Origin of the sequence: Streptomyces sp. NPDC059010 (genome assembly GCF_042740355.1) — a bacterium.
Classification (GTDB): Bacteria; Actinomycetota; Actinomycetes; order Streptomycetales; family Streptomycetaceae; genus Streptomyces.
The window spans coordinates 1-25,659 of the sequence record NZ_JBHYJA010000002.1 but is presented as its reverse complement, the minus strand read 5'-3'; the positions used below and the strand labels follow the sequence as shown (position 1 = coordinate 25,659).

General features: G+C 71.5%; 20 protein-coding genes. 16 read left to right on the top strand and 4 right to left on the bottom strand.

Annotated elements, in window-relative coordinates:
* Positions 1 to 71: 71 nt before the first annotated feature.
* Complete coding sequence (locus tag ACFWYS_RS02285; RefSeq protein ID WP_384762279.1) at positions 72 to 1,085, bottom strand: LacI family DNA-binding transcriptional regulator; 1,014 nt, start codon at positions 1,083 to 1,085, stop codon at positions 72 to 74.
* A gap of 349 nt (positions 1,086 to 1,434) precedes the next feature.
* On the opposite strand from ACFWYS_RS02285, the gene ACFWYS_RS02280 reads away from it, so the two are divergent.
* The 7 genes from ACFWYS_RS02280 to ACFWYS_RS02250 all read left to right on the top strand — a co-directional run bounded on the left by ACFWYS_RS02280 (position 1,435) and on the right by ACFWYS_RS02250 (position 10,835).
* Positions 1,435 to 3,369 (top strand): acyl-CoA dehydrogenase family protein, encoded by a 1,935-nt coding sequence (locus ACFWYS_RS02280; protein ID WP_384762277.1) that lies wholly within the window; start codon positions 1,435 to 1,437, stop codon positions 3,367 to 3,369.
* 106 nt (positions 3,370 to 3,475) lie between these two features.
* Positions 3,476 to 4,732: a 1-deoxy-D-xylulose-5-phosphate reductoisomerase gene (gene dxr / locus ACFWYS_RS02275; RefSeq protein ID WP_384762274.1), complete on the top strand. Its 1,257-nt coding sequence runs from the start codon at positions 3,476 to 3,478 to the stop codon at positions 4,730 to 4,732.
* Between the two features lie 8 nt (positions 4,733 to 4,740).
* Positions 4,741 to 6,033, top strand: coding sequence for a M50 family metallopeptidase (locus ACFWYS_RS02270; RefSeq protein ID WP_384762802.1), 1,293 nt, complete (start codon positions 4,741 to 4,743; stop codon positions 6,031 to 6,033).
* A 169-nt stretch (positions 6,034 to 6,202) separates the two neighbouring features.
* The gene (gene ispG / locus ACFWYS_RS02265) at positions 6,203 to 7,360 is read left to right on the top strand and encodes a flavodoxin-dependent (E)-4-hydroxy-3-methylbut-2-enyl-diphosphate synthase (RefSeq protein WP_384762272.1); all 1,158 of its coding nucleotides are present in this window, start codon (positions 6,203 to 6,205) and stop codon (positions 7,358 to 7,360) included.
* A gap of 239 nt (positions 7,361 to 7,599) precedes the next feature.
* Positions 7,600 to 8,448 (top strand): GNAT family N-acetyltransferase, encoded by an 849-nt coding sequence (locus ACFWYS_RS02260; RefSeq protein ID WP_384762270.1) that lies wholly within the window; start codon positions 7,600 to 7,602, stop codon positions 8,446 to 8,448.
* Between the two features lie 26 nt (positions 8,449 to 8,474).
* Positions 8,475 to 9,041: a GNAT family N-acetyltransferase gene (locus tag ACFWYS_RS02255; RefSeq protein ID WP_384762268.1), complete on the top strand. Its 567-nt coding sequence runs from the start codon at positions 8,475 to 8,477 to the stop codon at positions 9,039 to 9,041.
* 90 nt (positions 9,042 to 9,131) lie between these two features.
* Positions 9,132 to 10,835, top strand: a complete 1,704-nt coding sequence (locus ACFWYS_RS02250) for a proline--tRNA ligase (protein WP_384762266.1) — start codon at positions 9,132 to 9,134, stop codon at positions 10,833 to 10,835.
* Between the two features lie 78 nt (positions 10,836 to 10,913).
* Here the strand turns inward: ACFWYS_RS02250 and ACFWYS_RS02245 are convergent, their stop codons facing one another.
* The 3 genes from ACFWYS_RS02245 to ACFWYS_RS02235 are packed head-to-tail and all read right to left on the bottom strand — an operon-like array spanning position 10,914 to position 12,955.
* Positions 10,914 to 11,822, bottom strand: a complete 909-nt coding sequence (locus tag ACFWYS_RS02245) for an aminoglycoside phosphotransferase family protein (protein WP_384762264.1) — start codon at positions 11,820 to 11,822, stop codon at positions 10,914 to 10,916.
* A gap of 60 nt (positions 11,823 to 11,882) precedes the next feature.
* The gene (locus ACFWYS_RS02240) at positions 11,883 to 12,347 is read right to left on the bottom strand and encodes a ferritin-like domain-containing protein (protein WP_384762262.1); all 465 of its coding nucleotides are present in this window, start codon (positions 12,345 to 12,347) and stop codon (positions 11,883 to 11,885) included.
* Complete coding sequence (locus tag ACFWYS_RS02235) at positions 12,344 to 12,955, bottom strand: hypothetical protein (RefSeq protein ID WP_384762260.1); 612 nt, start codon at positions 12,953 to 12,955, stop codon at positions 12,344 to 12,346. The genes ACFWYS_RS02240 and ACFWYS_RS02235 overlap by 4 nt, the downstream gene beginning before the upstream one ends.
* A 232-nt stretch (positions 12,956 to 13,187) precedes the next feature.
* On the opposite strand from ACFWYS_RS02235, the gene rimP reads away from it, so the two are divergent.
* The 9 genes from rimP (at position 13,188) to ACFWYS_RS02190 (ending at position 25,568) form a co-directional block, all read left to right on the top strand.
* A complete protein-coding gene (rimP, locus tag ACFWYS_RS02230) occupies positions 13,188 to 13,694 on the top strand; it encodes a ribosome maturation factor RimP (protein WP_384762258.1) in 507 nt (168 codons plus the stop codon).
* A 2-nt stretch (positions 13,695 to 13,696) separates the two neighbouring features.
* Entirely contained in the window at positions 13,697 to 14,683 is a 987-nt protein-coding gene (gene nusA / locus ACFWYS_RS02225; protein ID WP_384762256.1) for a transcription termination factor NusA, read from the top strand.
* 102 nt (positions 14,684 to 14,785) lie between these two features.
* Positions 14,786 to 15,082 (top strand): YlxR family protein, encoded by a 297-nt coding sequence (locus ACFWYS_RS02220; RefSeq protein ID WP_190073083.1) that lies wholly within the window; start codon positions 14,786 to 14,788, stop codon positions 15,080 to 15,082.
* A 146-nt stretch (positions 15,083 to 15,228) separates the two neighbouring features.
* Positions 15,229 to 18,357 (top strand): translation initiation factor IF-2, encoded by a 3,129-nt coding sequence (gene infB / locus ACFWYS_RS02215; RefSeq protein ID WP_384762254.1) that lies wholly within the window; start codon positions 15,229 to 15,231, stop codon positions 18,355 to 18,357.
* Positions 18,358 to 18,564: 207 nt separating this feature from the next.
* Complete coding sequence (locus ACFWYS_RS02210) at positions 18,565 to 18,861, top strand: DUF503 domain-containing protein (RefSeq protein ID WP_384762253.1); 297 nt, start codon at positions 18,565 to 18,567, stop codon at positions 18,859 to 18,861.
* Between the two features lie 47 nt (positions 18,862 to 18,908).
* Positions 18,909 to 19,364: a 30S ribosome-binding factor RbfA gene (gene rbfA, locus ACFWYS_RS02205; protein WP_384762251.1), complete on the top strand. Its 456-nt coding sequence runs from the start codon at positions 18,909 to 18,911 to the stop codon at positions 19,362 to 19,364.
* Positions 19,361 to 20,266 carry a tRNA pseudouridine(55) synthase TruB gene (gene truB / locus ACFWYS_RS02200; RefSeq protein WP_384762249.1) on the top strand — a complete coding sequence of 302 codons (906 nt, stop codon included), beginning with the start codon at positions 19,361 to 19,363 and terminating at the stop codon, positions 20,264 to 20,266. The genes rbfA and truB overlap by 4 nt, the downstream gene beginning before the upstream one ends.
* A gap of 260 nt (positions 20,267 to 20,526) precedes the next feature.
* Complete coding sequence (locus ACFWYS_RS02195; protein ID WP_384762247.1) at positions 20,527 to 24,465, top strand: trypsin-like peptidase domain-containing protein; 3,939 nt, start codon at positions 20,527 to 20,529, stop codon at positions 24,463 to 24,465.
* A 155-nt stretch (positions 24,466 to 24,620) separates the two neighbouring features.
* Positions 24,621 to 25,568 carry a bifunctional riboflavin kinase/FAD synthetase gene (locus ACFWYS_RS02190; RefSeq protein ID WP_384762245.1) on the top strand — a complete coding sequence of 316 codons (948 nt, stop codon included), beginning with the start codon at positions 24,621 to 24,623 and terminating at the stop codon, positions 25,566 to 25,568.
* Positions 25,569 to 25,659 lie beyond the last annotated feature (91 nt).

Here is a 25,659-nt window from a genome sequence, read left to right as displayed (position 1 = left end):
GAGACGGGTGAAGGGACGGAGACGGGTGAAGGGACCGAGACGGGGTGAGGGGACCGAGACGGGTGAAGGGCCTACGAGTGGCTGGGCGCCGGGCCCGTGCTCGCCCGGACCGTCAACTCGGGTGCGATCAGGACGACTTCGTCGCTGCCGCGGTCGTCCAGCTTGGCGACGAGCTGCTCCACGGCATGACGGCCCATCTCCTGCGCGGGAATGGAGACCGACGTCAGCCGCACCGACGCCTGGGTGGCGACCTGGTCGGGGCAGATGCCGACCACCGACACGTCCTCGGGCACGGCACGGCCCTGCTGGCGCAGCAGGGCGAGCAGCGGCTCGACCGCCGACTCGTTCTGCACGACGAATCCGGTGGTGCTCGGCCGTTCGTCGAGGATCCGGGCGAGGGTGACGGCCATCGCGTCGTACCCGCCCTCGCACGGCCGGTGCAGCAGCCGCATCCCCAGCTCCTGGGAACGCGTCCGGAGCCCGTCGAGCGTGCGCTCGGCGAAACCGGTGTGCCGCTCGTAGACGGCCGGGGCCTCGCCGATGACGGCGATGTCGCGGTGCCCCAGCATCGCCAGATGTTCCACACACAATGCGCCCGTCGCCCTGAAGTCGAGGTCGACGCAGGTCAGCCCGGTGGTGTCGGCCGGCAGTCCGATCAGCACGGACGGCTGGTCGGTGCCGCGCAGCAGCGGCAGCCGCTCGTCGTCCAGCTGGACGTCCATCAGGATCATCGCGTCGGCGAGCCCGCTGCCGGTGACCCGGCGCACGGCGTCGGGGCCCTCCTCGCCGGTCAGCAGCAGGACGTCGTAGCCGTGGGTGCGGGCGGTGGTGGCCACCGCGATGGCGATCTCCATCATCACCGGCACATACATGTCGGTGCGCAGCGGGATCATCAGCGCGATGATGTTCGACCTGCTGCTGGCCAGGGCGCGGGCACCCGCGTTCGGGTGGTAGCCGAGCTCGCGGATGCTCTGCTCGACCCGGGTCCGGGTGGTCGCGGAGATGGACCGCTTGCCGCTGAGGACATAGCTCACCGTGCTCGCCGAGACTCCGGCGTGCTGGGCGACCTCGGCGAGGGTGACCATCCAGCTCTCCAAGCTTTGTGAAGCGCTTCGACAGTGCGCAGTGGAAACATGGGCGGGTGTGAGGGTGGTTCGACAGTAGCTCTGGCGCGCTTGGGTGTCCATAGGTTGTCGAAGCGCTTCGACAGTTTTTCTCCTACGGGCTTGTCAGGACGAGCCGGGCCGTGGGGGCAACCTACAGTGCGTCTGGGACACCTCCCGGTCCGGCTCCACGATCTCCTGGGGACGGTGACATCGGCTGAACGGTTGCACGCGGGGTGGTGGGCTCGCCCCTAATCGGGTACATACGATCGAGTAGCACCCGTCGGTAACCAAACGGCCCATGATCCCGATTCGCGGCGAGGTGAGCCTCATGTCCGCAGCACCCCCGAAACCCACCGTCACCGAACGTGAGGCCCGCCAAGTGGCGGAGGCAGCCCGCGAACAGGACTGGCGCAAGCCCAGCTTCGCCAAGGAACTGTTCCTCGGCCGCTTCCGCCTCGACCTCATCCACCCGCACCCGATGCCCACCGACGAGGCCGCCCAGCGCGGCGAGGAGTTTCTCGCCAAACTGCGTGACTTCATCGAGACCAAGGTCGACGGCGCCCTCATCGAGCGCGAGTCCCGCATCCCCGACGAGGTGATCGCCGGGCTGAAGGAACTCGGCGCCTTCGGCATGAAGATCGACACCAAGTACGGCGGGCTCGGCCTCACCCAGGTCTACTACAACAAGGCCCTCACCCTGGCCGGCTCGGCCTCCGCGGCGATCGGCGTCCTGCTGTCGGCCCACCAGTCGATCGGCGTACCGCAGCCGCTCAAGCTGTTCGGCACACCCGAGCAGAAGGAACTGTTCCTGCCGCGCTGCGCCCGCACCGACATCAGCGCCTTTCTGCTGACCGAGCCCGACGTCGGCTCCGACCCGGCCCGCCTCGCCACCTCCGCCGTACCGGACGGGGACGACTACATCCTCGACGGGGTCAAGCTGTGGACGACCAACGGTGTCGTCGCCGACCTCCTCGTCGTCATGGCGCGGGTGCCCAGGTCCGAGGGCCACAAGGGCGGCATCACGGCCTTCGTCGTGGAGACCAACTCGCCCGGCGTCACCGTGGAGAACCGCAACGCCTTCATGGGCCTGCGCGGCATCGAGAACGGCGTCACCCGCTTCCACCAGGTCCGCGTCCCCGCCGCCAACCGCATCGGCCCCGAGGGGGCCGGCCTGAAGATCGCGCTGACGACACTGAACACCGGGCGGCTCTCGCTGCCCGCGTCCTGCGTCGCGGCCGGCAAGTGGTGTCTGAAGATCGCTCGCGAGTGGTCGGCGGCGCGTGAGCAGTGGGGCAAGCCGCTCGCCCACCACGAGGCCGTCGGCTCGAAGATCTCCTTCATCGCGGCCACCACCTTCGCCCTGGAGGCCGTCACCGACCTCGCCTCGCAGATGGCCGACGAGGACCGCAACGACATCCGCATCGAAGGCGCCCTCGCCAAGCTGTACGCCTCCGAGATGGCCTGGCTCATCGCCGACGAGCTCGTCCAGATCCGCGGCGGCCGCGGCTTCGAGACCGCCGACTCGCTCCGCGCGCGCGGCGAGCGCGGCGTCCCCGCCGAACAGGTCCTGCGCGACCTGCGCATCAACCGCATCTTCGAGGGCTCGACGGAGATCATGCACCTCCTGATCGCCCGCGAGGCCGTCGACGCCCACCTCTCGGTCGCCGGCGATCTCATCGACCCCGAGAAGTCCCTCCAGGACAAGGCGAAGGCGGGCGCGAACGCCGGTGTCTTCTACGCCAAGTGGCTGCCGAAACTGGTCGCGGGCCAGGGCCAACTGCCGTATTCGTACGGCGAGTTCAAGCAAGGCGTGGACCTCTCTCCGCATTTGCGCTACGTCGAACGCACGTCGCGCAAGCTGGCCCGCTCCACCTTCTACGGCATGTCCCGCTGGCAGGGCCGGATGGAGACCAAGCAGGGCTTCCTCGGCCGGGTCGTCGACATCGGCGCCGAACTGTTCGCCATGAGCGCGGCCTGCGTCCGCGCCGAGCACCTGCGCGCCCGGGACGAGCACGGCCGCGAGGCCTACCAGCTGGCCGACGCCTTCTGCCGCCAGGCACGCCTGCGCGTGGAGGAGTTGTTCGGCCGGCTGTGGTCCAACACCGACGACCTCGACGGCAAGGTGGTCAAGGGCGTGATGTCGGGCACGTACGAGTGGCTGGAGCAGGGCATCGTCGACCCCTCGGACGACGGCGGCGTGTGGATCGCGGACGCGACCCCGGGCCCGAGCGAGCGGGAGAACGTGCACCGTCCGATCGGCTGACGGACATCCCGAGGGGTCACTGCCCGCAGTGACCCCTCACCATCCTGTTACCCGCCGATGGGGACGCCCTGTCCTTCCCGTCGGCCGTAGCGGCCACAATGGGGGGATGAGCGACAGTCCAGCCCCTCTCGCCGACCCGCATCTCGTCTACGACCCCGTCGCGGGCGACGGCCCCAAGGACGTGGTGATCCTCGGCTCCACCGGCTCGATCGGCACCCAGGCCATCGATCTCGTGCTGCGCAACCCCGACCGGTTCCGGGTCACCGCCCTGTCCGCCAACGGCGGCCGGGTCGCCCTCCTCGCCGAGCAGGCGTACCGGCTGAAGGCACGGACCGTCGCGGTCGCCCGCGAGGACGTCGTACCGGCGCTGCGGGAAGCTCTCCAGGCCCAGTACGGCACCGGGGAGCCGCTCCCCCAGATCCTGGCCGGCCCCGACGCGGCCACCCAGGTCGCCGCCTCCGAGTGCCACACCGTCCTCAACGGCATCACCGGCTCCATCGGCCTCGCGCCCACCCTCGCCGCCCTGGAGGCGGGCCGCACCCTCGCGCTCGCCAACAAGGAGTCCCTGATCGTCGGCGGCCCGCTGGTCAAGGCGCTCGCCAAGCCCGGGCAGATCATCCCGGTCGACTCCGAGCACGCCGCCCTGTTCCAGGCGCTGGCGTCCGGCTCGCGCGCGGACGTGCGCAAGATCGTGGTCACCGCCTCCGGCGGCCCCTTCCGCGGCCGTACGAAGGCCGAGCTGGCGAACGTCACCGTCGAGGACGCCCTCGCGCACCCCACCTGGGCCATGGGCCCGGTCATCACGATCAACTCCGCGACCCTCGTCAACAAGGGTCTGGAGGTCATCGAGGCGCATCTGCTCTACGACATTTCCTTCGACCGCATTGAGGTGGTCGTGCATCCCCAGTCGTATGTTCACTCGATGGTTGAGTTCACCGACGGATCCACGATCGCCCAGGCGACGCCCCCGGACATGCGCGGGCCCATCGCCATCGGCCTCGGCTGGCCGGAGCGCATCCCCGACGCCGCGCCCACCTTCGACTGGAGCAAGGCGTCGACCTGGGAGTTCTTCCCGCTCGACAACGACGCGTTCCCGTCGGTCGACCTGGCCCGTCGGGTGGGCGAGCTCGCGGGCACGGCACCCGCGGTGTTCAATGCGGCCAACGAGGAGTGCGTCGAGGCCTTCCGGGCCGGCGCGCTGCCCTTCAACGGGATCATGGAGACCGTGACACGGGTGGTGGAGGAGCACGGCACGCCCCGTGCGGGAACTTCCCTGACCGTGGCGGACGTACTCGAAGCGGAGACCTGGGCCCGCAGGCGGGCCCGGGAACTGGCTGCACACACGGCGGAGGCCCGTGCATGACGACCCTGATGTTCATCCTCGGCATAGTGCTGTTCGCGGTCGGGCTGCTCGCCTCGATCGCATGGCACGAGCTGGGCCATCTGTCCACGGCCAAGATGTTCGGCATCCGCGTGCCGCAGTACATGGTCGGCTTCGGCCCGACCATCTGGTCGCGGAAGAAGGGCGACACCGAGTACGGCGTCAAGGCGATCCCGTTCGGCGGCTACATCCGCATGATCGGCATGTTCCCGCCCGGCCCCGACGGCAAGCTGGAGGCCCGCTCCACCTCGCCCTGGCGCGGCATGATCGAGGACGCCCGCTCAGCCGCGTTCGAGGAGCTCAAGCCGGGTGACGAGACCCGCCTCTTCTACACGCGCAAGCCCTGGAAGCGCGTGATCGTGATGTTCGCGGGCCCCTTCATGAACCTGGTCCTCGCCTTCGGTCTGTTCCTCACCGTGCTGATGGGCTTCGGCATACAGCAGCAGACCACCACCGTGAGCTCGGTCTCCCCGTGCGTCATCGCCCAGACCGAGAACCGCGACGAGTGCAAGGCCAGCGACCCCCAGTCCCCGGCCGCCGCCGCGGGCATGAAGGCCGGCGACAAGATCGTCTCCTTCGCCGGGGTCCGGACCGACGACTGGAACACCCTGTCCGACCTCATCCGCGACAGCGCCGGCAAGGAGGTGCCGATCGTCGTCGACCGCAAGGGTGAGCAGGTGACCCTGGAAGCGAAGATCGCCACCAACCGGGTCGTGAAGAAGGACGCGGGCGGGGCCTATGTCGAGGGCGAGTACGTCAAGGCCGGCTTCCTCGGCTTCAGCTCGGCCACCGGCGTCGTCAAACAGGACTTCGGCGACTCGGTGACCTGGATGGGCGACCGGGTCGGCGACGCCGTCGACTCCCTGGTGGCCCTGCCCTCCAAGATCCCCGCCCTGTGGGACGCGGCGTTCGGCGACGGCCCGCGCGAGCCGGACTCCCCGATGGGCATCGTCGGCGCGGCGAGGGTCAGCGGCGAGATCGCGACGCTGGACATCCCGGCGTCCCAGCAGCTGGCGACGTTCGTCTTCCTGCTGGCGGGCTTCAACCTCTCGCTCTTCCTCTTCAACATGCTCCCGCTGCTGCCGCTCGACGGCGGCCATATCGCGGGCGCCCTGTGGGAGTCGCTGCGCCGCAACCTGGCCAAGGTGCTGCGCCGCCCGGACCCGGGTCCGTTCGACGTGGCGAAGCTCATGCCGGTGGCCTACGTCGTCGCCGGGATCTTCATCTGCTTCACGCTGCTCGTGCTCGTCGCGGACGTCGTTAACCCGGTCAGAATCTCCTAGTCACACGGTGTTCGAGGCGGCCCGGGATCGTATGTCCCGGGCCGCCTTCCATTGGGTGGGTTTACAAGGCGTGATGTGCTGGGGTGAGGACCTGTGCCGTAATCTCGAAGCCTGGAGCCCGCTGCTGACGGGACCGGATCTTGATCCACGACTTGGGGTTGCACAGCAGATGACTGCGATTTCTCTCGGCATGCCGTCCGTTCCGACCAAGCTCGCCGAGCGCCGGCAAAGCCGGCAGATCCAGGTCGGATCCGTGGCGGTCGGCGGGGACGCGCCGGTCTCGGTCCAGTCCATGACGACGACGCGTACGTCGGACATCGGCGCCACCCTCCAGCAGATCGCCGAGCTCACGGCCTCCGGCTGCCAGATCGTGCGGGTGGCGTGCCCGACGCAGGACGACGCCGACGCCCTGGCGACGATCGCCCGCAAGTCCCAGATCCCGGTGATCGCGGACATCCACTTCCAGCCGAAGTACGTCTTCGCGGCCATCGAGGCCGGCTGCGCCGCGGTCCGGGTCAACCCGGGCAACATCAAGCAGTTCGACGACAAGGTCAAGGAGATCGCGCGGGCCGCCAAGGACCACGGCACCCCGATCCGCATCGGCGTCAACGCGGGTTCGCTGGACCGGCGCCTGCTCCAGAAGTACGGCAAGGCGACGCCCGAGGCGCTGGTCGAGTCGGCCCTGTGGGAGGCGTCGCTCTTCGAGGAGCACGACTTCCGGGACATCAAGATCTCCGTGAAGCACAACGACCCGGTCGTGATGGTCAGGGCCTACCAGCTGCTGGCCGAGCAGTGCGACTACCCCCTCCACCTCGGCGTGACCGAGGCGGGCCCGGCGTTCCAGGGCACCATCAAGAGCGCGGTGGCCTTCGGCGCCCTCCTCTCGCAGGGCATCGGCGACACGATCCGCGTATCGCTCTCGGCCCCGCCCGCCGAGGAGGTCAAGGTCGGCATCCAGATCCTGGAGTCCCTGAACCTCAAGCAGCGCGGCCTGGAGATCGTCTCCTGCCCGTCCTGCGGCCGTGCCCAGGTCGACGTCTACAAGCTGGCCGAGGAGGTCACGGCGGGCCTGACCGGCATGGAGGTCCCGCTCCGCGTCGCCGTCATGGGCTGCGTGGTGAACGGCCCCGGCGAGGCCCGCGAGGCCGACCTCGGCGTCGCCTCCGGCAACGGCAAGGGCCAGATCTTCGTCAAGGGCGAGGTCATCAAGACCGTCCCCGAGTCCAAGATCGTCGAGACCCTCATCGAGGAAGCGATGAAGATCGCCGAGCAGATGGAGGCCGACGGCGTGGAGAGCGGCGAGCCGTCGATCTCCGTGGCGGGCTGACGGAGGGTACGGATCGCGCCCCTCAGGGGCGCGGGGCTGTATCGATGTGCGGCTCCGCCGCGTGGGCGCGACGAGCCACACGCAACCCGCACTCGCGCTACCGGGGAAGCCCCCGAGCTCTCGGGCGCCCGGCATCCGACGGCCACCCCTCGAAGGGCGGCCACCTTCGCAGGGCGGCGTGCCTCAGCTTCCGCAGGTACAGTGCGGAGACCAGCAGTTCCCCCGGAGGGCCCCCGCACTTGTTGACCCAGACCACCTCACGGGTGCTCGAACCGAGCGACCTGGACGCCGCGCTCGCCGTCCTCGACCGCGAGCCGGTCGCGAACGCCTTCGTGACGTCCCGGGTCCAGATCGCCGGTCTCGACCCCTGGCGCCTCGGCGGCGAGATGTGGGGCTGGTACGAGGGCGGCATGCTGACGTCCCTGTGCTACGCGGGCGCCAACCTCGTCCCGATCTGCGCGACCCCGCGAGCGGTACGGGCCTTCGCCGACCGGGCCCGGCGCGCGGGCCGCCGCTGCTCCTCCATCGTCGGCCCCGCCGAATCCACCGCCCAGCTGTGGCGCCTGCTGGAGCCGGGCTGGGGCCCGGCCCGCGAGGTCCGCGCCCACCAGCCCCTCATGGTCACCGACCGGATGCCGGCCGACATCACCCCGGATCCGTACGTCCGCCGCATCCGCAAGGACGAGATGGACACGATCATGCCGGCCTGCGTGGCGATGTTCACCGAAGAGGTCGGCGTATCGCCCATGGCCGGCGACGGCGGCCTCCTCTACCAGGCCCGCGTCGCCGAACTCGTCGGATCCGGCCGCTCCTTCGCCCGCCTCGACCACGACGGCAAGGTCGCCTTCAAGGCCGAGATCGGCGCCGCCACCGACCGCGCCTGCCAGATCCAGGGCGTCTGGGTGGCCCCCGAATACCGCGGCCAGGGCCTGGCCGTCCCCGGCATGGCAGCCGTCCTGCGCTACGCCCTGGCGGACGTGGCCCCGGTGGTGAGCCTGTACGTCAACGACTTCAACACGGCGGCGAGAAGGACGTACACCAGGGTGGGCTTCCAGGAGGTCGGCGCCTTCATGAGCATCCTGTTCTGACCCGAACCCCCCTGTAGGCTCCCCACATGCGCCTTCCCGGTCACGCACACCGCCTCCGGCCAGACGACATCGTGATCGGCCGCCTTGACCTCTCGGCTCGCGTGGACGAGGCCCTGGCCGTCCAGGCCGTGGCATTCGGCCTCGGTCCCGACGAGGTAGCCGTACGCCGCCAGATCGTCCTGCGCCACATGACCTACCCGGGAGCGCGAGCCCTCGGCGCGACCACCGGCGGCATGCTCGTCGGATTCGTCTACGGCATGCCCAACGACCGCGCCCACTGGTGGTCCACCGTCGTCGAGCCGTATCTGCGGGCCCAGGGCCACGACGCCTGGCTCGACGACTCCTTCGTCATCACCGAACTCCACGTCCACCCCGGCTACCAGAACCGGGGCCTCGGCCGCTCCCTGATCACCACGATCACCGACAGCGCCGCCCAACCCCGCTCGATCCTCTCGGCGATCGACGTCGACAGCCCGGCCCGCGGCCTCTACCGCTCCCTCGGCTACCAGGACCTCGCCCGCCAGGTCCTGTTCCCCAGTGCCCCGAAGCCGTACGCCGTGATGGGCGCACCACTCCCGCTGCGCCGCGGATAGGCGCCGCACGGCCGCCGATCGATTTCCGCCGCCCCCTGCCACCCGGCTAACCTCCTGCCATAACCCAAACCCGGCAGGAGTACGAGAACGATGGCGAACGCACCGGTCCAGCGCATGTCCCAGTTGATGGCCAAGACGCTGCGCGATGACCCGGCGGACGCCGAGGTCCTCAGTCACAAACTGCTGGTCCGGGCCGGCTACGTCCGCCGCACGGCGGCCGGCATCTGGTCCTGGCTGCCCCTCGGCAAGCGGGTCCTCGCCAACGTGGAGCGCATCGTCCGCGAGGAGATGGACGCCATCGGCGCCCAGGAGGTGCTGCTCCCCGCACTGCTGCCGCGCGAGCCGTACGACGCGACCGGCCGCTGGGACGAGTACGGCGCCGAGCTGTTCCGCCTCCAGGACCGCAAGGGCGGCGACTACCTGCTCGGCCCGACCCACGAGGAGATCTTCACCCTGCTGGTGAAGGACCAGGCGTCCTCCTACAAGGACCTGCCGGTCATCCTCTACCAGATCCAGCACAAGTACCGCGACGAGGCCCGCCCCCGGGCCGGCATCCTGCGCGGCCGCGAGTTCCTGATGAAGGACTCGTACTCCTTCGACACCGAGGACGAGGGCCTCGCCCAGTCCTACGCCCTGCACCGCCAGGCCTACCAGCGCGTCTTCGAGCGCCTCGGCCTCGACTACCGCATCTGCGCCGCGACCGCCGGTGCGATGGGCGGCTCCAAGTCGGAGGAGTTCCTCGCCCCGGCCGGCGCCGGCGAGGACACCTTCGCGGACTGCCCGAACTGCGACTTCGCGGCCAACACCGAGGCGATCTCCTACGAGCTCAAGGCCGTGGACGCGGCGGACGTACCCGCCCTCGAAGAGATCCCGACCCCCGACACCCCGACCATCGAGACCCTCGCCGCCCACCTCGGCGTCCAGGCCTCCGACACCCTGAAGAACCTCCTCGTCAAGGTCGACGGCGAGATCGTCGCCGTCGGTGTCCCCGGTCACCGCGAGGTCGACATGGACAAGGTCGAGGCGCACTTCGCCCCGGCCGTCGTCGAGATGGTCACCGAGGCGGACTTCGCGGGGAACCGGGAGCTGGTGCGGGGGTACGTCGGCCCGCAGGGCCTGGGGGAGAAGGTCAAGTACCTCGCCGACCCGCGGGTGGCCCCCGGCACCTCCTGGATCACCGGTGCCAACAAGGAGGGCATGCACGCCAAGTACGTCGTCGCGGGCCGTGACTTCGAGGTCGACGAGTACGTCGACGTCGTGGTCGTGCAGGAGGGCGACCCCTGCCCGAACTGCGGCACCGGCCTCAAGCTGGACCGCGCCATCGAGATCGGCCACATCTTCCAGCTGGGCCGCAAGTACGCGGACGCCCTCAAGCTCGACGTCCTCGGCCAGAACGGCAAGCCGGTCCGCGTCACCATGGGCTCCTACGGCATCGGCGTCTCCCGCGCCGTCGCGGCCCTCGCCGAGCAGACCGCCGACGACAAGGGCCTGTGCTGGCCCGCCGAGGTCGCCCCGGCCGACGTGCACGTGGTCGCCGCCGGCAAGGCGCTGCAGACCGAACTCGCCCTCGACGTCTCCGAGAAGCTGTCGGCCGCCGGTCTGCGCGTCCTGTGCGACGACCGGGCGGGCGTCTCGCCGGGCGTGAAGTTCACCGACTCCGAGCTGATCGGCGTACCGCAGATCCTGGTGGCCGGGCGGCGCGCGGCCGAGGGTGTCGTCGAGCTCAAGGACCGCAGGACCGGTGAGCGCGAGGAGCTCACCGTGGACGAGGCGATCGCGCGCCTGACCGCGTAACGGAACCCTTCAGGAAGTTCTCCGACCGCTCCCCGACTGTAGGACGTGACACGGCGTCACTACGGAGGGGAGCGGTCCTCAGAGCCACCCGGCGAACTCCAACAGCAACTCGGCATCGTTGGGCCGCCCGACCCGCAGCGCGCGAACGCCCGACTCGACCGCCCGGAACAACGTCCACCCCCGCAACCGCTCCTGATCCACATCCAGCGACTCCGCAAGCCGCTTCACCCGCCGCCGCGTGGTCGCCGCCCCCGAAGGCGACGCGATCAGGTCCTCCACCCGGTCCCGCACCAACCGCGCCAGATCGAACGCACACTCCCCGACGACCGGATCCGGCCCCACCGCCAACCACGGCACCCGCTCGCCCGCCAGCACCTTGCTCTGCCGAAAGGTGCCGTGCAGCAGCCGCTCCTCGGGCGGCGCGGCCAGCAACTCCTCGCGCGCACCGAGCGCGGCATCGACCAACGCCGCCACATCGCCGAAGGCGTCCACGGTCGCCCGCATCGCCTCCGCCTGCCGCCCCGTCCGCTCGGCCACCGTCTCGAAGACATGCGCACCGTCACCACCTGGCGGCTCCACCCACAGCCGCCGCAACGTCCCCGCCGCCTCCAGCAAGGCCTTCGCCTCCGGCAACGACCGGACCGACAGGTCCGGATGCAGCCGCTCCAGCAGCAGCACACCCTCGGTCACCAACGGTTCGAGAAGCTGTACGGCGCCCAGTCCACCCCAGTGCGCGAGCGCGGCCCGCTCGCTCTCCGGGCGGAACCGGGGCGGGGCCAGCTTGAGCACGGCGGGCGTACCGTCCGCGCGCCGCACCAGCACCACGAGGCTGCTGCGCCCGCCGGGCACCTGCACCCGCTGGGCGGTCAACTCGCGTAGCGCGACGGCCTGGTGAGCCGCCTCCGGCAGCTTCTCCAGCCAGTCGTCACCGTCCGGTGCCGTCTCACCGAGCGCCCTGACCAGACGCTGCGGCGGTTCGAATGCCATGCGCGAGTCCGTTCCCTTCCCGTACTGCCCGTACTGCCCGTACGTGCTCTGCGGCCGGTGTCACGCGCTGGGCGCCACCGATGCCGACGCGGTGCCCGCCCGCTCGACGAGCCCAGGGAAGGCTACGCTCTCGCCCCGCCAGCGCACCGCCCGCACCGCCGCCTCCCGCACCGCCCCGGCGGCCCGGCCCCGCAGCTCACCCTCGGCTGCCCGCACCAGGTCGGAGTACACCCCGGCCACCCGGTCCTCCAGTTCGGCGGCGAGCAGGACGGCCGTGTCCGAGTCCGGCACCGGGAACGGCAGCGCGTACGCGGCGCTCGCGGCGACCGGCTCGGCGCCCAGGTCGCGCACCTCGCGCGCCAGCGCGTCCCGCCGCGCCCGGTGCGCGTCGTACGCCGCGCGTGCTTCCGAACGCCGCTCCTGAAGGATCCGGCCGCCGACGACGCCGTACCCGTACACCGCCGCGTGCTCGGCGGCGAGCGCCGCCTGGAGAGCCGTCAGCCGCTGCTTCCTCGCCTCGCTCACTTGGCCCCCTCCGTCAACAGGTACGCGTGCGCCGCCCCGGCCGCCGCCACGGAGGCCAGCAGCCGCGCCAGTTCGCCCGGCACGTCGAGCAGCGCCTTCGCCCGCCGGTCCGCGAGCGCCCGCTCGGCGGCGGCGAGTTCGGCCACGGCGTCGCGCTCGTTCGAGGGAACGGAGACCGCGGACGACGGGGAGGGCGACGGCGACGACTTCGCGGCATCCGGCGTCTGCGAAGACGTGGAGGCGCCGGTGGTGGACCCGGTGGAAGAGTCGGTGGACGCGCCGGCGCTTCCGGGGGTGCCGGGGGTTCCCGAAGATCCTCCGCCGAATGCCTCCGCATGGCGTACGGCCTCCGCCCGCAACGGCCCCACCAGTGCCGCCAGCGCCGGATGGGCGGCGAGCACCGCGTCGTACCGCTCGACCAGGCCCTCGCTGTCCCGGGCCGCACGCGCGCGTGCCCGCTCGGTGAGTGACAAACTGCCGCTCGTGCCGCCGTCCGAGTCCTCGGACCCGGCGGAGCAGCCCACCAGCAGGGCGGCCCCGGCAGCCGAGGCGAGCAGGGTTCTTCTGCGCGGCCCCGAGGGGGAGCGCGGCGGCGGGGGGTACGGCACGGCAGACGTCCTCGGGGAACTCGTACGAAAGCAGTCACGAAAGCAGCCGTGGAACAGCTGCGGAACTCAGCGGGTCGCAGGCCCGTGATCACGGTACCCGCGCAACCGGACGGCACCACTCATCGGCGCCGTACGTATGCAGGTGGACGGCAACACACTCTGCGACCGGATACCCTTTGACCAGACACGCGACCCATCCCACAACAGCACACGCGGCCGAGGAGTCACCCGGATGAGCACCACCCAGAGCGAGAGGCTGCGAGAACTACTGGAACCGCTCGTCAGCTCACAGGGCCTCGATCTCGAAGAGATCGCAGTGGACTCCGTCGGACGCAAGCGCGTGCTGCGTGTCGTCGTCGACTCCGACACCGGGGCGGACCTGGACCAGATCGCCGATGTGAGCCGTGCGCTCTCGGCGAAGCTCGACGAGACGGACGCGATGGGCGAGGGCGAGTACACCCTTGAGGTCGGCACCCCGGGCGCCGAGCGCCCCCTCACGGAGCACCGGCACTATGTGCGCGCCGTCGACCGGCTGGTGAAGTTCCAGCTGGCCGAGGGCGGCGAACTGGTGGCCCGGATCCTGAAGGTCGACGACGACGGCCTCGACCTCGAAGTGCCGGGAGTGAAGGGCCGAAAGGCCACCTCCCGCAGACTCGGGTTCACGGACATCGACAAGGCGCGCGTGCAGGTCGAGTTCAACCGCAAGGACAGCAAGAACGAGAAGGAAGAGGAGGCGTAGCCGTGGACATCGACATGAGTGCCCTGCGGGGCTTGGTACGGGAGAAGGAGATCTCCTTCGACCTGTTGGTCGAGGCGATCGAGTCGGCCCTCCTCATCGCCTACCACCGCACCGAGGGAAGCCACCGCCACGCGCGCGTGAAGCTCGACCGGGACTCCGGGCACGTGGTCGTGTGGGCGAAGGAAGACCCCGAGGACCTCGAAGAGGGCCAGGAGCCCCGGGAGTTCGACGACACCCCGTCCGACTTCGGCCGTATCGCCGCCACCACCGCCAAGCAGGTCATCCTGCAGCGGCTGCGCGACGCCGAGGACGACGCGACGCTCGGCGAGTACGCGGGACGCGAGGGCGACATCGTCACCGGCGTGGTCCAGCAGGGCCGCGACCCGAAGAACGTCCTGGTGGACATCGGCAAGCTGGAGGCCATCCTGCCGGTGCAGGAGCAGGTCCCGGGCGAGACGTACCCGCACGGCATGCGGCTTCGGTCGTACGTCGTCCGAGTGGCGAAGGGCGTCCGCGGCCCGTCCGTCACCCTGTCGCGCACGCACCCCAATCTGGTGAAGAAGCTCTTCGCGCTGGAGGTGCCGGAGATCGCCGACGGGTCCGTCGAGATCGCCGCCATCGCCCGCGAGGCCGGCCACCGCACCAAGATCGCCGTACGGTCCACCCGCTCCGGTCTGAACGCCAAGGGTGCCTGCATCGGCCCCATGGGCGGCCGGGTGCGCAATGTCATGGGCGAGCTGAACGGCGAGAAGATCGACATCGTCGACTGGTCGGACGACCCGGCCGAGATGGTGGCGAACGCGCTGTCCCCGGCCCGGGTCTCCAAGGTGGAGGTCGTGGACATGGCGGCCCGCTCCGCGCGGGTGACCGTGCCCGACTACCAGCTGTCACTGGCGATCGGCAAGGAAGGGCAGAATGCCCGGCTTGCGGCCCGGCTGACCGGCTGGCGGATCGACATCCGCCCCGACACCGAGCAGGCCGGGGAATAGATCCAAGCCGCGAGCCGCTTAGATCACGTCAGGTTATCGCCCGGCAACTGTTCGAATCCTGCCCCAAAGGGGTGAGGTCGCTACGGGGAGGTAGACTTAAGAGTGTCTGGCCGGACACGCGCCCGCGCATGCCCTGAACGCACCTGTGTGGGGTGTCGTGAGCGAGCGGCCAAGGCTGATCTGCTGCGGATCGTGGCGATCAAGGACGAGTGCGTCCCTGATCCAAGCGGTACGCTGCCCGGCCGGGGTGCGTATGTACACCCCGCCCTGGTCTGTCTCGACCAGGCGGTACGCCGACGGGCGTTCACGCGGGCGTTGCGCGCCCCGGGAGCGCTCGACACAAAGGCGTTGCGCCGGTACGTCGAGCAGAGAACAGTTGCTGAGCAGGCAACACCGTAAGAAGCGTCGCGCGGAACCCCCGCGCGGCCCTGGTACCCCGCGAGTTGGAAGTAGGTCGAGATTGCGATGAGCACTCGATGAGCACGCGATGAGTACGCCCATGAAGTAGCGACGGTCCGGACGCAACCGGACCTAAAAGGAGCGAAGTGGCTAAGGTCCGGGTATACGAACTCGCCAAGGAGTTCGGGGTTGAGAGCAAGGTCGTCATGGCCAAGCTCCAAGAACTCGGTGAATTCGTCCGTTCGGCGTCTTCGACCATCGAAGCGCCCGTCGTCCGTAAGCTGACGGACGCCCTCCAGCAGGGCAGCGGAGGCGGCAAGCCCGCCCCCGCACGCAAGGCTGCCCCGGCAAGGCCGGCAGCCCCCTCTCCGGCGCAGGCTGCCCGTCCGGCCGCCCCGCGCCCGCCGGCCCCCAAGCCGGCCTCCGCCGAGAAGCCCGCGGCTCCCGCCGCGCCGGCCGCTCCCGGCCCCCGTCCCACCCCGGGCCCGAAGCCCGCGCCGCGGCCCGCCCCGGCGTCCCCGGCCCCGACCGCGCCCGAGTTCACGGCACCCCCGGCACCTCCGGCGGCTCCCGCCGCCCCGGCCGCCTCTCAGGGGCAGGGCTCCGGCCCGCGTCCGGGCGCTCCGCGTCCCGGTGGCCAGGCGCCGCGTCCGGGTGCTCCGCGTCCGGGTGGCACCGGTCAGGGTGGTCAGGGCCGTGGTGACCGTGGCGACCGTCCCGGCGCTCAGCGTCCGGGTGGCGGCGCCCCGCGTCCCGGTGCCCGTCCGGCCGGTCCCCGTCCGGGCAACAACCCCTTCACCTCCGGTGGCTCCACCGGGATGGCGCGCCCGCAGGCGCCCCGTCCGGGCGGTGCCCCGCGTCCCGGCGGCCCGGGTGGCCCCGGTGAGCGTCCCGGCGGCGCCCCGCGTCCGCAGGGCCAGGGCGGTCCCCGTCCCCAGGGCGCCTCGGGCGGTCCTCGTCCGCAGGCTCCGGGCGGTGCCCGTCCCACCCCGGGCGGCATGCCCCGCCCGCAGGGCGGCGGTCCCCGTCCCGGCGGCGGTCCCCGTCCGAACCCCGGCATGATGCCGCAGCGTCCCGCTGCCGGTCCCCGCCCCGGTGGCGGCGGTCCCGGCGGTCGTGGGCCCGGTGGCGGCGGTCGCGGCCCCGGTGGCGGCGGTGGTCGTCCGGGTGGCGGCGGCGGCTTCGCCGGTCGTCCCGGTGGCGGCGGTGGCGGCGGCTTCGCCGGTCGTCCCGGCGGTCCCGGTGGCGGTGGCGGCGGTTTCGCCGGTCGTCCGGGTGGTCCCGGCGGTGGCGGCGGTGGCCGTCCCGGCTTCGGTGGCCGTCCCGGCGGTCCCGGTGGCCGTGGTGGCACGCAGGGTGCGTTCGGCCGTCCCGGCGGTCCCGCGCGTCGTGGCCGCAAGTCGAAGCGGCAGAGGCGCCAGGAGTACGAGGCCATGCAGGCCCCGTCGGTCGGCGGCGTGATGCTGCCTCGCGGCAACGGCGAGTCCATTCGCCTGTCGCGCGGTGCGTCGCTCACCGACTTCGCGGAGAAGATCAACGCCAACCCGGCGTCGCTCGTCGCGGTCATGATGAACCTCGGCGAGATGGTCACCGCGACCCAGTCCGTCTCCGACGAGACGCTGGAGCTCCTGGCCGGCGAGATGAACTACACGGTTCAGATCGTCAGCCCCGAGGAGGAGGACCGCGAGCTTCTTGAGTCCTTCGACATCGAGTTCGGCGAGGACGAGGGCGACGAGGAGGACCTGGTGGTCCGCCCGCCGGTCGTCACCGTCATGGGTCACGTCGACCACGGTAAGACCCGACTGCTCGACGCCATCCGCAAGACGAACGTCATCGCGGGCGAGGCCGGCGGCATCACCCAGCACATCGGTGCCTACCAGGTCTCGACCCAGGTCAACGACGAGGACCGCGCGATCACCTTCATCGACACCCCGGGTCACGAGGCGTTCACCGCCATGCGTGCCCGTGGTGCCCGGTCGACGGACATCGCGATCCTGGTCGTCGCGGCCAACGACGGCGTCATGCCGCAGACGGTCGAGGCGCTCAACCACGCCAAGGCGGCCGACGTCCCGATCGTCGTCGCGGTCAACAAGATCGACGTCGAGGGCGCCGACCCGACCAAGGTGCGCGGTCAGCTCACCGAGTACGGGCTGGTGGCCGAGGAGTACGGCGGCGAGACGATGTTCGTCGACATCTCCGCCAAGCAGGGTCTGAACATCGACTCCCTGCTGGAGGCCGTGGTCCTCACGGCCGACGCCTCGCTCGACCTGCGGGCCAACCCGAACCAGGACGCGCAGGGTATTTCCATCGAGTCCCGCCTCGACCGCGGCCGCGGTGCCGTGGCGACGGTCCTCGTCCAGCGAGGCACCCTGCGGGTCGGCGACACGATGGTCGTGGGCGACGCCTACGGTCGTGTGCGCGCCATGCTCGACGACAACGGCAACAACGTCGCCGAGGCCGGCCCCTCGACGCCGGTGCAGGTCCTGGGCCTCACCAACGTCCCGGGTGCGGGCGACAACTTCCTCGTGGTCGAGGAGGACCGTACGGCCCGCCAGATCGCGGAGAAGCGTGCCGCTCGCGAGCGCAACGCCGCCTTCGCGAAGCGCACGCGCCGCGTGTCGCTGGAGGACCTGGACAAGGTGCTCAAGGCCGGCGAGATCCAGCAGCTGAACCTGATCATCAAGGGTGACGCTTCCGGTTCCGTCGAGGCCCTTGAGTCCTCGCTGCTCCAGCTGGACGTCGGCGAAGAGGTCGACATCCGCGTCCTGCACCGCGGCGTCGGTGCGGTCACGGAGTCCGACATCGACCTGGCCATGGGCTCCGACGCCATCGTCATCGGCTTCAACGTGCGCGCCGCCGGGCGTGCGCAGCAGATGGCCGAGCGCGAGGGCGTGGACGTCCGGTACTACTCGGTCATCTACCAGGCGATCGAGGAGATCGAGGCGGCCCTCAAGGGCATGCTCAAGCCGGAGTACGAAGAGGTCGAGCTCGGCACGGCGGAGATCCGCGAGGTCTTCAAGTCGTCCAAGCTGGGCAACATCGCGGGTGTTCTCATCCGCTCCGGCGAGGTCAAGCGCAACACCAAGGCGCGCCTCGTCCGCGACGGCAAGGTGGTCGCGGAGAACCTCAACATCGAGGGTCTGCGTCGCTTCAAGGACGACGTCACCGAGATCCGCGAAGGGTTCGAGGGCGGTATCAACCTCGGCAACTTCAACGACATCAAGGTCGACGACGTCATCGCGACGTACGAGATGCGTGAGAAGCCGCGGGCGTAACAGCCGACGGTCTGTGCCGGCCGGCGGGACTTCGGTCCCGTCGGCCGGTGCGCCGTTTGCCCACCGGCACCCGAAGGCGGGCGCGAGGGTCTACGGAGCGTAATATCCGTCGATCGTCCCGCCCCCTTCGTTGTACGGTTTCTGATGTCCCGCTCACGCAGACAGGCGGGGCCATCGATCCCGTACCGGCGGGTGAACCGGCTACACATGTATGTGGGGACTCTGTCCTTCGACCTGCTCCTCGGCGACGTACGGTCGCTGAAGGAGAAGCGCTCCGTCGTCCGCCCGATCGTCGCCGAGCTTCAGCGCAAGTACGCGGTGAGCGCGGCCGAGGTGGACCACATGGACCTCTACCGGCGGGCCGAGATCGGCATCGCCGTGGTGTCCGGCGACGCCGGTCACCTCACCGACGTACTGGACCGGTGCGAACGGCTGGTCGCCGGTCGTCCCGAAGTGGAACTGCTGTCGGTACGGCGGCGCCTCCACGGTGATCACGACGACTGACGACCAACAGCCAAGAACGAGAAGAAGAAAGAACGGGAGACGGACCAGTGGCCGACAACGCGCGGGCGAAAAGGCTGGCGGACCTCATCCGAGAGGTGGTGGCCCAGAAGCTGCAGCGCGGGATCAAGGACCCGCGGCTCGGCTCGCACGTCACCATCACGGACACCCGCGTCACGGGTGACCTGCGGGAGGCGACCGTCTTCTACACGGTGTACGGGGACGACGAGGAGCGGGCCGCCGCCGCTGCCGGACTGGAGAGCGCCAAGGGCGTGCTCCGCTCGGCCGTCGGGGCGGCCGCGGGCGTGAAGTTCACGCCGACCCTCACCTTCGTCGCCGACGCCCTGCCGGACACGGCACGCACCATCGAGGACCTCCTCGACAAGGCGCGCCAGTCCGACGAGAAGGTGCGTGAGGCGTCCGCGGGCGCGAAGTTCGCCGGTGAGGCGGACCCGTACCGCAAGCCGGGCTCCGAGGACGAGACGGACGGCGACACCGCGGAATGACGCAGAAGCACACCACGCCCGACGGCCTTGTCATCGTCGACAAGCCGTCGGGCTTCACTTCGCACGACGTGGTCGCCAAGATGCGCGGCATCGCACGCACCCGCCGCGTCGGGCACGCCGGCACCCTCGACCCCATGGCGACGGGCGTGCTCGTCCTCGGCGTCGAGAAGGCGACCAAGCTCCTCGGTCATCTGGCCCTGACCGAGAAGGAGTACCTGGGCACCGTCCGCCTGGGCCAGACCACCCTCACCGATGACGCCGAGGGCGAGATCACGGGGTCCACCGACGCCTCGAAGGTCGCCCGCGACGCCATCGACGCCGGGATCGCCCAGCTGACCGGCCGCATCATGCAGGTGCCGTCCAAGGTCAGCGCCATCAAGATCAACGGCGTGCGCTCCTACAAGCGGGCCAGGGACGGCGAGGAGTTCGAGATTCCGGCTCGGCCCGTCACCGTCTCCTCCTTCACCGTGTACGACATCCGGGACGCCGTCGCCGACGACGGCACCGCGGTCCTCGACCTGGTCGTGTCGGTGGTCTGCTCCTCCGGCACCTACATCCGTGCCCTGGCCCGTGACCTCGGTGCCGGCCTGGGCGTCGGCGGCCACCTCACGGCGCTGCGCCGCACCCGCGTCGGGCCGTACAAGCTGGACTCCGCCAAGACGCTGGACCAGCATCAGCAGGAGCTGACCGTCATGCCGATCGCCGAGGCCGCCACGGCCGCGTTCCCGCGCTGGAACGTGGACGCGAGGCGCGCCCGGCTGCTGACGAACGGCGTCCGCCTCGACATGCCCGACGAGTACGCGGGTTCCGGCCCCGTCGCCGTCTTCGACCCCGAGGGCGGCTTCCTCGCGCTCGTCGAGGAGCACAAGGGCAAGGCGAAGAGCCTGGCCGTCTTCGGCTGAGCTGCCTGCCCGTGGAGCGGCGGTCACGGGGTAGTCCTCTGCCCGCCGCTCCACGGTCCCCCCTCGGTTCCCCCACCCCTAGGGTGTATCCAACGACCCCCCTCTGTTCACCCGTCCGTGCGGGCGCTCGGAGTGAACCGAGGGAGCGGAAGGGGGCGCGTTCGCCGGGCGATCTGCCCCGCTGATCACTTCGCACCTACCGTCGAAAAAACAGGGCGCGGGCGTATGGGCGTCTGGGTGCACGGCGGGGAGGTTCGACGATGGCGGGACGGGGCCCGCGAGGTGCGCAGGGTGCGCGGGGTGTGTGGGATACGGCGGATGACGCGGACAACGCGGAAGACGCGGATGGTAGTCACCGGTCCGGTGCGGATGCCTGCGCACGGGAGACGCGGGAGCCACGGGAGTCATGCCGTTCCCACTCCCACTCCGACTCCCACGACGGGCCGGGTGCCCGCGTCCGTGACGATGCCCTGGTCCGGATCCATGACCTGGCGGGCCGGCCCCGTGGTCTCGGCTTCGTGGCCGACCACCACGGCACCGTCGTCACCAGCCACGAGGTCGTCGACGGGCTGCCCCGGCTCGTCCTGTACGCCGCCGAGAGCGGCCGGAGCTGTGTGGTTCCGGCAAGTGCGGTGACCGAGCTGCCCACGCTGGACCTGGCCCTCGTACGCACCGAGGGCCTGGGCGTCGACCCGCTGCCGGTGACCGTGCGGGACCGGGTCGAGACCGGTGCCTATGTGCGGATCGCGGCCGGTGGCTGGCGGGAAGCGCGGGTGCTGGGTGCGGCATCCGTGACGTACGCGGCGACGGACCGTTTCCATCCCCTCGACAACGCCCTGGAGTTGGCGATCGGCACGGCCGGCCGGGACGCGCTGCGGCTGGGCGGAGGGGCGGCCGGGGGACCCGTGCTCGACGCCGGGTCCGGCGCGGTGCTCGGCGTCCTCGGCACGGCCCTGCAGTGCGGCGGCCGTGACGCCGGGTTCGCCGTGCCACTGCTGCCGCCGGGCGACGGCCCGCTCGCCGAGCTGCTCGCCGAGAACGCGGCGACCGTACCGGCGTACGGAGCCGACCTGAATCTGGCGGGCGTACTGGAACTCACGGCCACCTCGGTCGGGCAGGACGGGCCGCCGGGGACGCTGGCGGGGTGTGTGGGCCGGGCGGAGGCCGGGGGAGCGGGGGAGGTGACCTCGGTCGAACGGGCCTCGGCGGCAAGGGAGTTCAAGGCCTTCGCCGAGAGCGGGGCCGCTGTCCTGGCCCTGGTCGGGGCACCGGGCAGCGGCCGTACGACCGAACTCGCGGCCCTGGCCGCACGCCGCCACCGCGGCCCGGCACCGGCGCCCACGCTGTGGCTGCGCGGCGCCGACCTCAAGGACGACGACGACTCGGTGGCCGACGCCGCACGCCGGGCACTGACCCGGGCGGTCCGCATCGTGGCGGCGTCGGCCTCGTCCGACCCCACCACCCTGGGCGACACCAGCCCCGAACGCCTGGCCCACCTCTCCCGGACCACCGGCCGCCCCCTTCTGCTCCTCCTCGACGGCCCCGAGGAGATGCCCCCGCTCCTGGCCCACCGCCTCACGGACTGGACGAAGGGCACGGCCGGGTGGCTGCGGGAGACGGGGGCACGGCTGGTGGTGGCGTGCAGGGCGGAGTACTGGGAGGGGGCGGGGGCGGAGTTTCCGGAGGAGCTGCTGTACGGGGGGAGCGGGGCCGACGGGGCAGCGCCCCTGGAGGACGGGACGGGCAGGAGTGGCGGGGGCTGCGGGGGCGACGACTCCCGGCGCCTCCCGCGCTGCGTCCGACTCGGCGACCTCACCCCCGACGAGGCCCGCCACGCCCGCATCCGCTACGGCATCCCCGAAGCCGCCCTCGCCGCCCCGGACGCCCGCCACCCGCTCACCCTCCGCCTCCTCTCCGAGGTCCGCGCCGCCCTCCCCGACACCCCGCACCCCCCACTCGACCGCGACGACGTCCTCTCCGCCCACCTCGACCTCATGTGCCTGCGTATCGCCGTACGCCTCGCCGCCGAGAACGGCCTGCGCGCCACAGCCGTACGCCGCCTCGCCGCCAAGGTCTCCGGCCAGGTCCACGAGGCCGCGCGCCGCAGCCTCGGCCCGGGCCAGGGAGAGCTGGACCGTACGTCCTTCGAGGCCGTGTTCCCCTGGGGCCCCGCCCCGGCCAGGCTCGGCGGCGGCACCGGCTGGGCCTCCGCCGTGCTCACCGAGGGCCTCCTCGTCCCCGCCGGACACGGCTACCGCTTCGCCCACGAGGAACTCGCCGACTGGATCCAGGGCATGCACCTCGATCTGGACGAGGCCCTGCAAGCCCTGGTGCACCGCCGCACCGACCCCGACGCCGCGCACCCCTGCCCGGTACCGCACCACCGCATCGGCCCCGTGGTGCAGGCCCTGCTCCTCCTCGCCCGCCAGCACGGCACCGCCCAACTCGCCTGCCGTCTTGAGGAGTTGACGCACGCCCTCGATGCCGACCGGCACTCCTGGTGGGCCGCCCGCCTCCTCGCCGAGACCCTGCTGCGCGTCCCGGACGCGACGCCCTACCTCGACGTACTGCGCCTGCTCGCCGACCGCATCGTGGCCTTGCGGCACCGGGCACGCCCCGCACCCCCGGACTTCCACCCCGGCTTCTGGACCGGCCTGCGCCTCCCGGACACCGACCGCTTCGACCTCCTGCGCGACCTGGTCCGCGCCGACGGCCCACCGCACGAGGCCGACGGCGTCCACGGTGACGCCTTCCCGAGCCACCCCTTCCGGCCCACCACCGGCGCTCGCGCGCAGGACCCGCCGTACTCCGCCGCCCGGGACGCCTCCTTCTCCGACACCTCCTTCTCCTACACCTCGGTCTCCTACACCTCGGTCTCCGGCACCTCCGTCTCCGACGCTTCCTTCTCCCGCGACGCCACCCCGCCACCCCCGCCCTCCCACACCCCCCGCTACCTCGACGCCACCGCCCACCTGCTCGCCGCCGCCCCCACGGCCGTACAACGCCACCTCACCCGCTGGTTCGACGACGACCGCCCGCTCCCCGCCACCCCGCACGCGACCGTCGCCCGCGCCGCCCAGGCCCTGCTCTACGCCCATCGCAACGGCGCCCTCGACGACCTCACCGAGACGCTCGTCGACAGTGCGCACCGCAAGGCCGACGAGCTCCTCGCCGTGCTGGCCGAGGAGGAGACGTCCGCCGTCTGCCGGGCCGTCGACCGCTGGGCGCACGACGAGCGGCCCGCGCGGCGGGTCGCGGCGGTGGCGTACGGAGTGCGCGCCGCGCCCCACGTCCACACCGAGGCCGACCGCGAACTCCTGCGCTACGCCGCCCTCGCGCTGCTCGCCCGCCCCGACGACTGCACGCTGCACAGCGGTGCGGTCGCCCTGCTCGTCCGGGACCCGCGCACCCGCGCCCGCCACCTCCCGCAGGCGCTGGCGCTCTTCGAGGCAGCCGACCCGCAGTTCCCGCCCGGCGCCCTGGTCGCCGCCCTGGCCACCCACCCCGAACCGGTCCTGGACGCCTTCCGGGCACGCCTGAACCGACCGGACGCCGGGCCGGCGCTGCGCACCCTCGCCGACGTCACCACGCCCGGCCTCGCCCTCCGCGTCGGTGCCCTCGTACGCGAGGCGGTGGGGCGGCACCCCGAGATCGCCGACGACGTGGCCACGTACGTCGACCGGCGTCTCGACCACGGCATCACCGCGCGCACCGTACTCTTCCCGCTGGTCACCGGCCTGCTCGACAGCGGCACCGAACAGGTGCGGGCCGCCCTCGCCGCCGTACTCGCCACGCCCGGCACCCCCGAGTCACGCCCACTGCGCCGCGAACTGCGCGCGTTCCTGCTCGCCCACGAACGCGCCCCCGCCGTCCTGGACGCCTTCCTGCAGGCCACCGTCCAGCGCGGCGGAGACCGGGGCGATGACCGGGGTGACGACCGGGGCGACGACCGGGGTGACCACAGGGGCGACGACGACCTCCGCGGCCTCGTCCATCACACCGGTCTGCTTCTGGTCCGCACCCCGGACGGCGCGGCCCGTTTCGACCGGGGCCTGGTCGACCTCGGCCGCCGGGTCCCCGGCTTCGCCGCGCAGGTCGCCGGCTGGCTCACCGACGCCCCGCAGGAGTGGTCGGCGATGGTCGGACCGAGCTCCCGCAGGATGATCGAGAACCTGGCCGGCGTACGAGTTCCCGCATGACCGGCGTGTCCGTACGTGCACCCGGTCACAGCCACCATGCCGATGCGGGCCCGAGGCGTCCGGCATGGCACCCTTAGACCTGCGTAAGAGCGTGTGAGGCAAAGACGGACACGGGTTCGACGGGTTCGACGAATTTGCGACAAGGAGCAGGCACAGTGCAGCGCTGGCGTGGCTTGGAGGACATCCCCCAGGACTGGGGGCGCAGCGTCGTCACCATCGGCTCCTACGACGGAGTCCACCGCGGACACCAGCTGATCATCCGGCATGCCGTGGACAGAGCCCGTGAGCTGGGCGTCCCCGCCGTGGTCGTCACCTTCGACCCGCACCCCAGCGAGGTGGTCCGCCCCGGCAGCCACCCGCCCCTGCTCGCCCCGCACCACCGCCGCGCCGACCTCATGGCCGAGCTGGGCGTGGACGCGGTGCTGATCCTGCCCTTCACCACCGAGTTCTCGAAGCTGTCGCCGGCCGACTTCGTCGTCAAGGTCCTGGTCGACAAGCTGCACGCCAAGGCGGTCGTCGAGGGCCCGAACTTCCGCTTCGGACACCGCGCCGCGGGCAATGTCGAGTTCCTCGTCGAGCAGGGCAAGGTCTACGACTTCGAGGTCGAGGTCGTGGACCTCTACGTGACCGGTGAGGCGGGCGGCGGTCAGCCCTTCTCCTCCACCCTGACCCGGCGCCTGGTCGGCGAGGGCGACGTCGAGGGCGCGGCCGAGATCCTGGGCCGTCCGCACCGGGTGGAGGGCGTCGTCGTACGAGGCGCCCAGCGGGGGCGTGAGCTCGGGTTCCCGACCGCCAACGTCGAGACCCTGCCGCACACCGCCATCCCCGCCGACGGCGTCTACGCCGGCTGGCTGCACGCCCAGGGCGAGGTGATGCCGGCCGCGATCTCCGTCGGCACCAACCCGCAGTTCGACGGCACGGAGCGCACGGTGGAGGCGTACGCGATCGACCGCGTGGGGCTGGACCTGTACGGCCTGCACGTCGCCGTCGACTTCCTCGCCTTCGTCCGCGGCCAGGCGAAGTTCGAGTCGCTGGAGGCCCTGCTGGAGCAGATGGCCGAGGACGTGAAGCGCTGCCGGGAGCTGGTGGCGGCCGCGGAGTAGCGGTTACCGCGACGGGCCGTCGACCGGACGAGGGCGGGTCTTCGACCTGCCGGTCCTACGACGCCGAAGGGCGGCCGGTGCTTTCAGGCAC

Coding starts and splice junctions, on each gene's coding strand:
- ACFWYS_RS02285 (WP_384762279.1), bottom strand. CDS start 1,085: ATGGTCACCCTCGCCGAGGTCGCCCAGCACGCCGGAGTCTCGGCGAGC.
- ACFWYS_RS02280 (WP_384762277.1), top strand. CDS start 1,435: ATGTCCGCAGCACCCCCGAAACCCACCGTCACCGAACGTGAGGCCCGC.
- dxr (WP_384762274.1), top strand. CDS start 3,476: ATGAGCGACAGTCCAGCCCCTCTCGCCGACCCGCATCTCGTCTACGAC.
- ACFWYS_RS02270 (WP_384762802.1), top strand. CDS start 4,741: ATGTTCATCCTCGGCATAGTGCTGTTCGCGGTCGGGCTGCTCGCCTCG.
- ispG (WP_384762272.1), top strand. CDS start 6,203: ATGACTGCGATTTCTCTCGGCATGCCGTCCGTTCCGACCAAGCTCGCC.
- ACFWYS_RS02255 (WP_384762268.1), top strand. CDS start 8,475: ATGCGCCTTCCCGGTCACGCACACCGCCTCCGGCCAGACGACATCGTG.
- ACFWYS_RS02250 (WP_384762266.1), top strand. CDS start 9,132: ATGGCGAACGCACCGGTCCAGCGCATGTCCCAGTTGATGGCCAAGACG.
- ACFWYS_RS02245 (WP_384762264.1), bottom strand. CDS start 11,822: ATGGCATTCGAACCGCCGCAGCGTCTGGTCAGGGCGCTCGGTGAGACG.
- rimP (WP_384762258.1), top strand. CDS start 13,188: ATGAGCACCACCCAGAGCGAGAGGCTGCGAGAACTACTGGAACCGCTC.
- ACFWYS_RS02210 (WP_384762253.1), top strand. CDS start 18,565: ATGTATGTGGGGACTCTGTCCTTCGACCTGCTCCTCGGCGACGTACGG.
- truB (WP_384762249.1), top strand. CDS start 19,361: ATGACGCAGAAGCACACCACGCCCGACGGCCTTGTCATCGTCGACAAG.
- ACFWYS_RS02195 (WP_384762247.1), top strand. CDS start 20,527: ATGGCGGGACGGGGCCCGCGAGGTGCGCAGGGTGCGCGGGGTGTGTGG.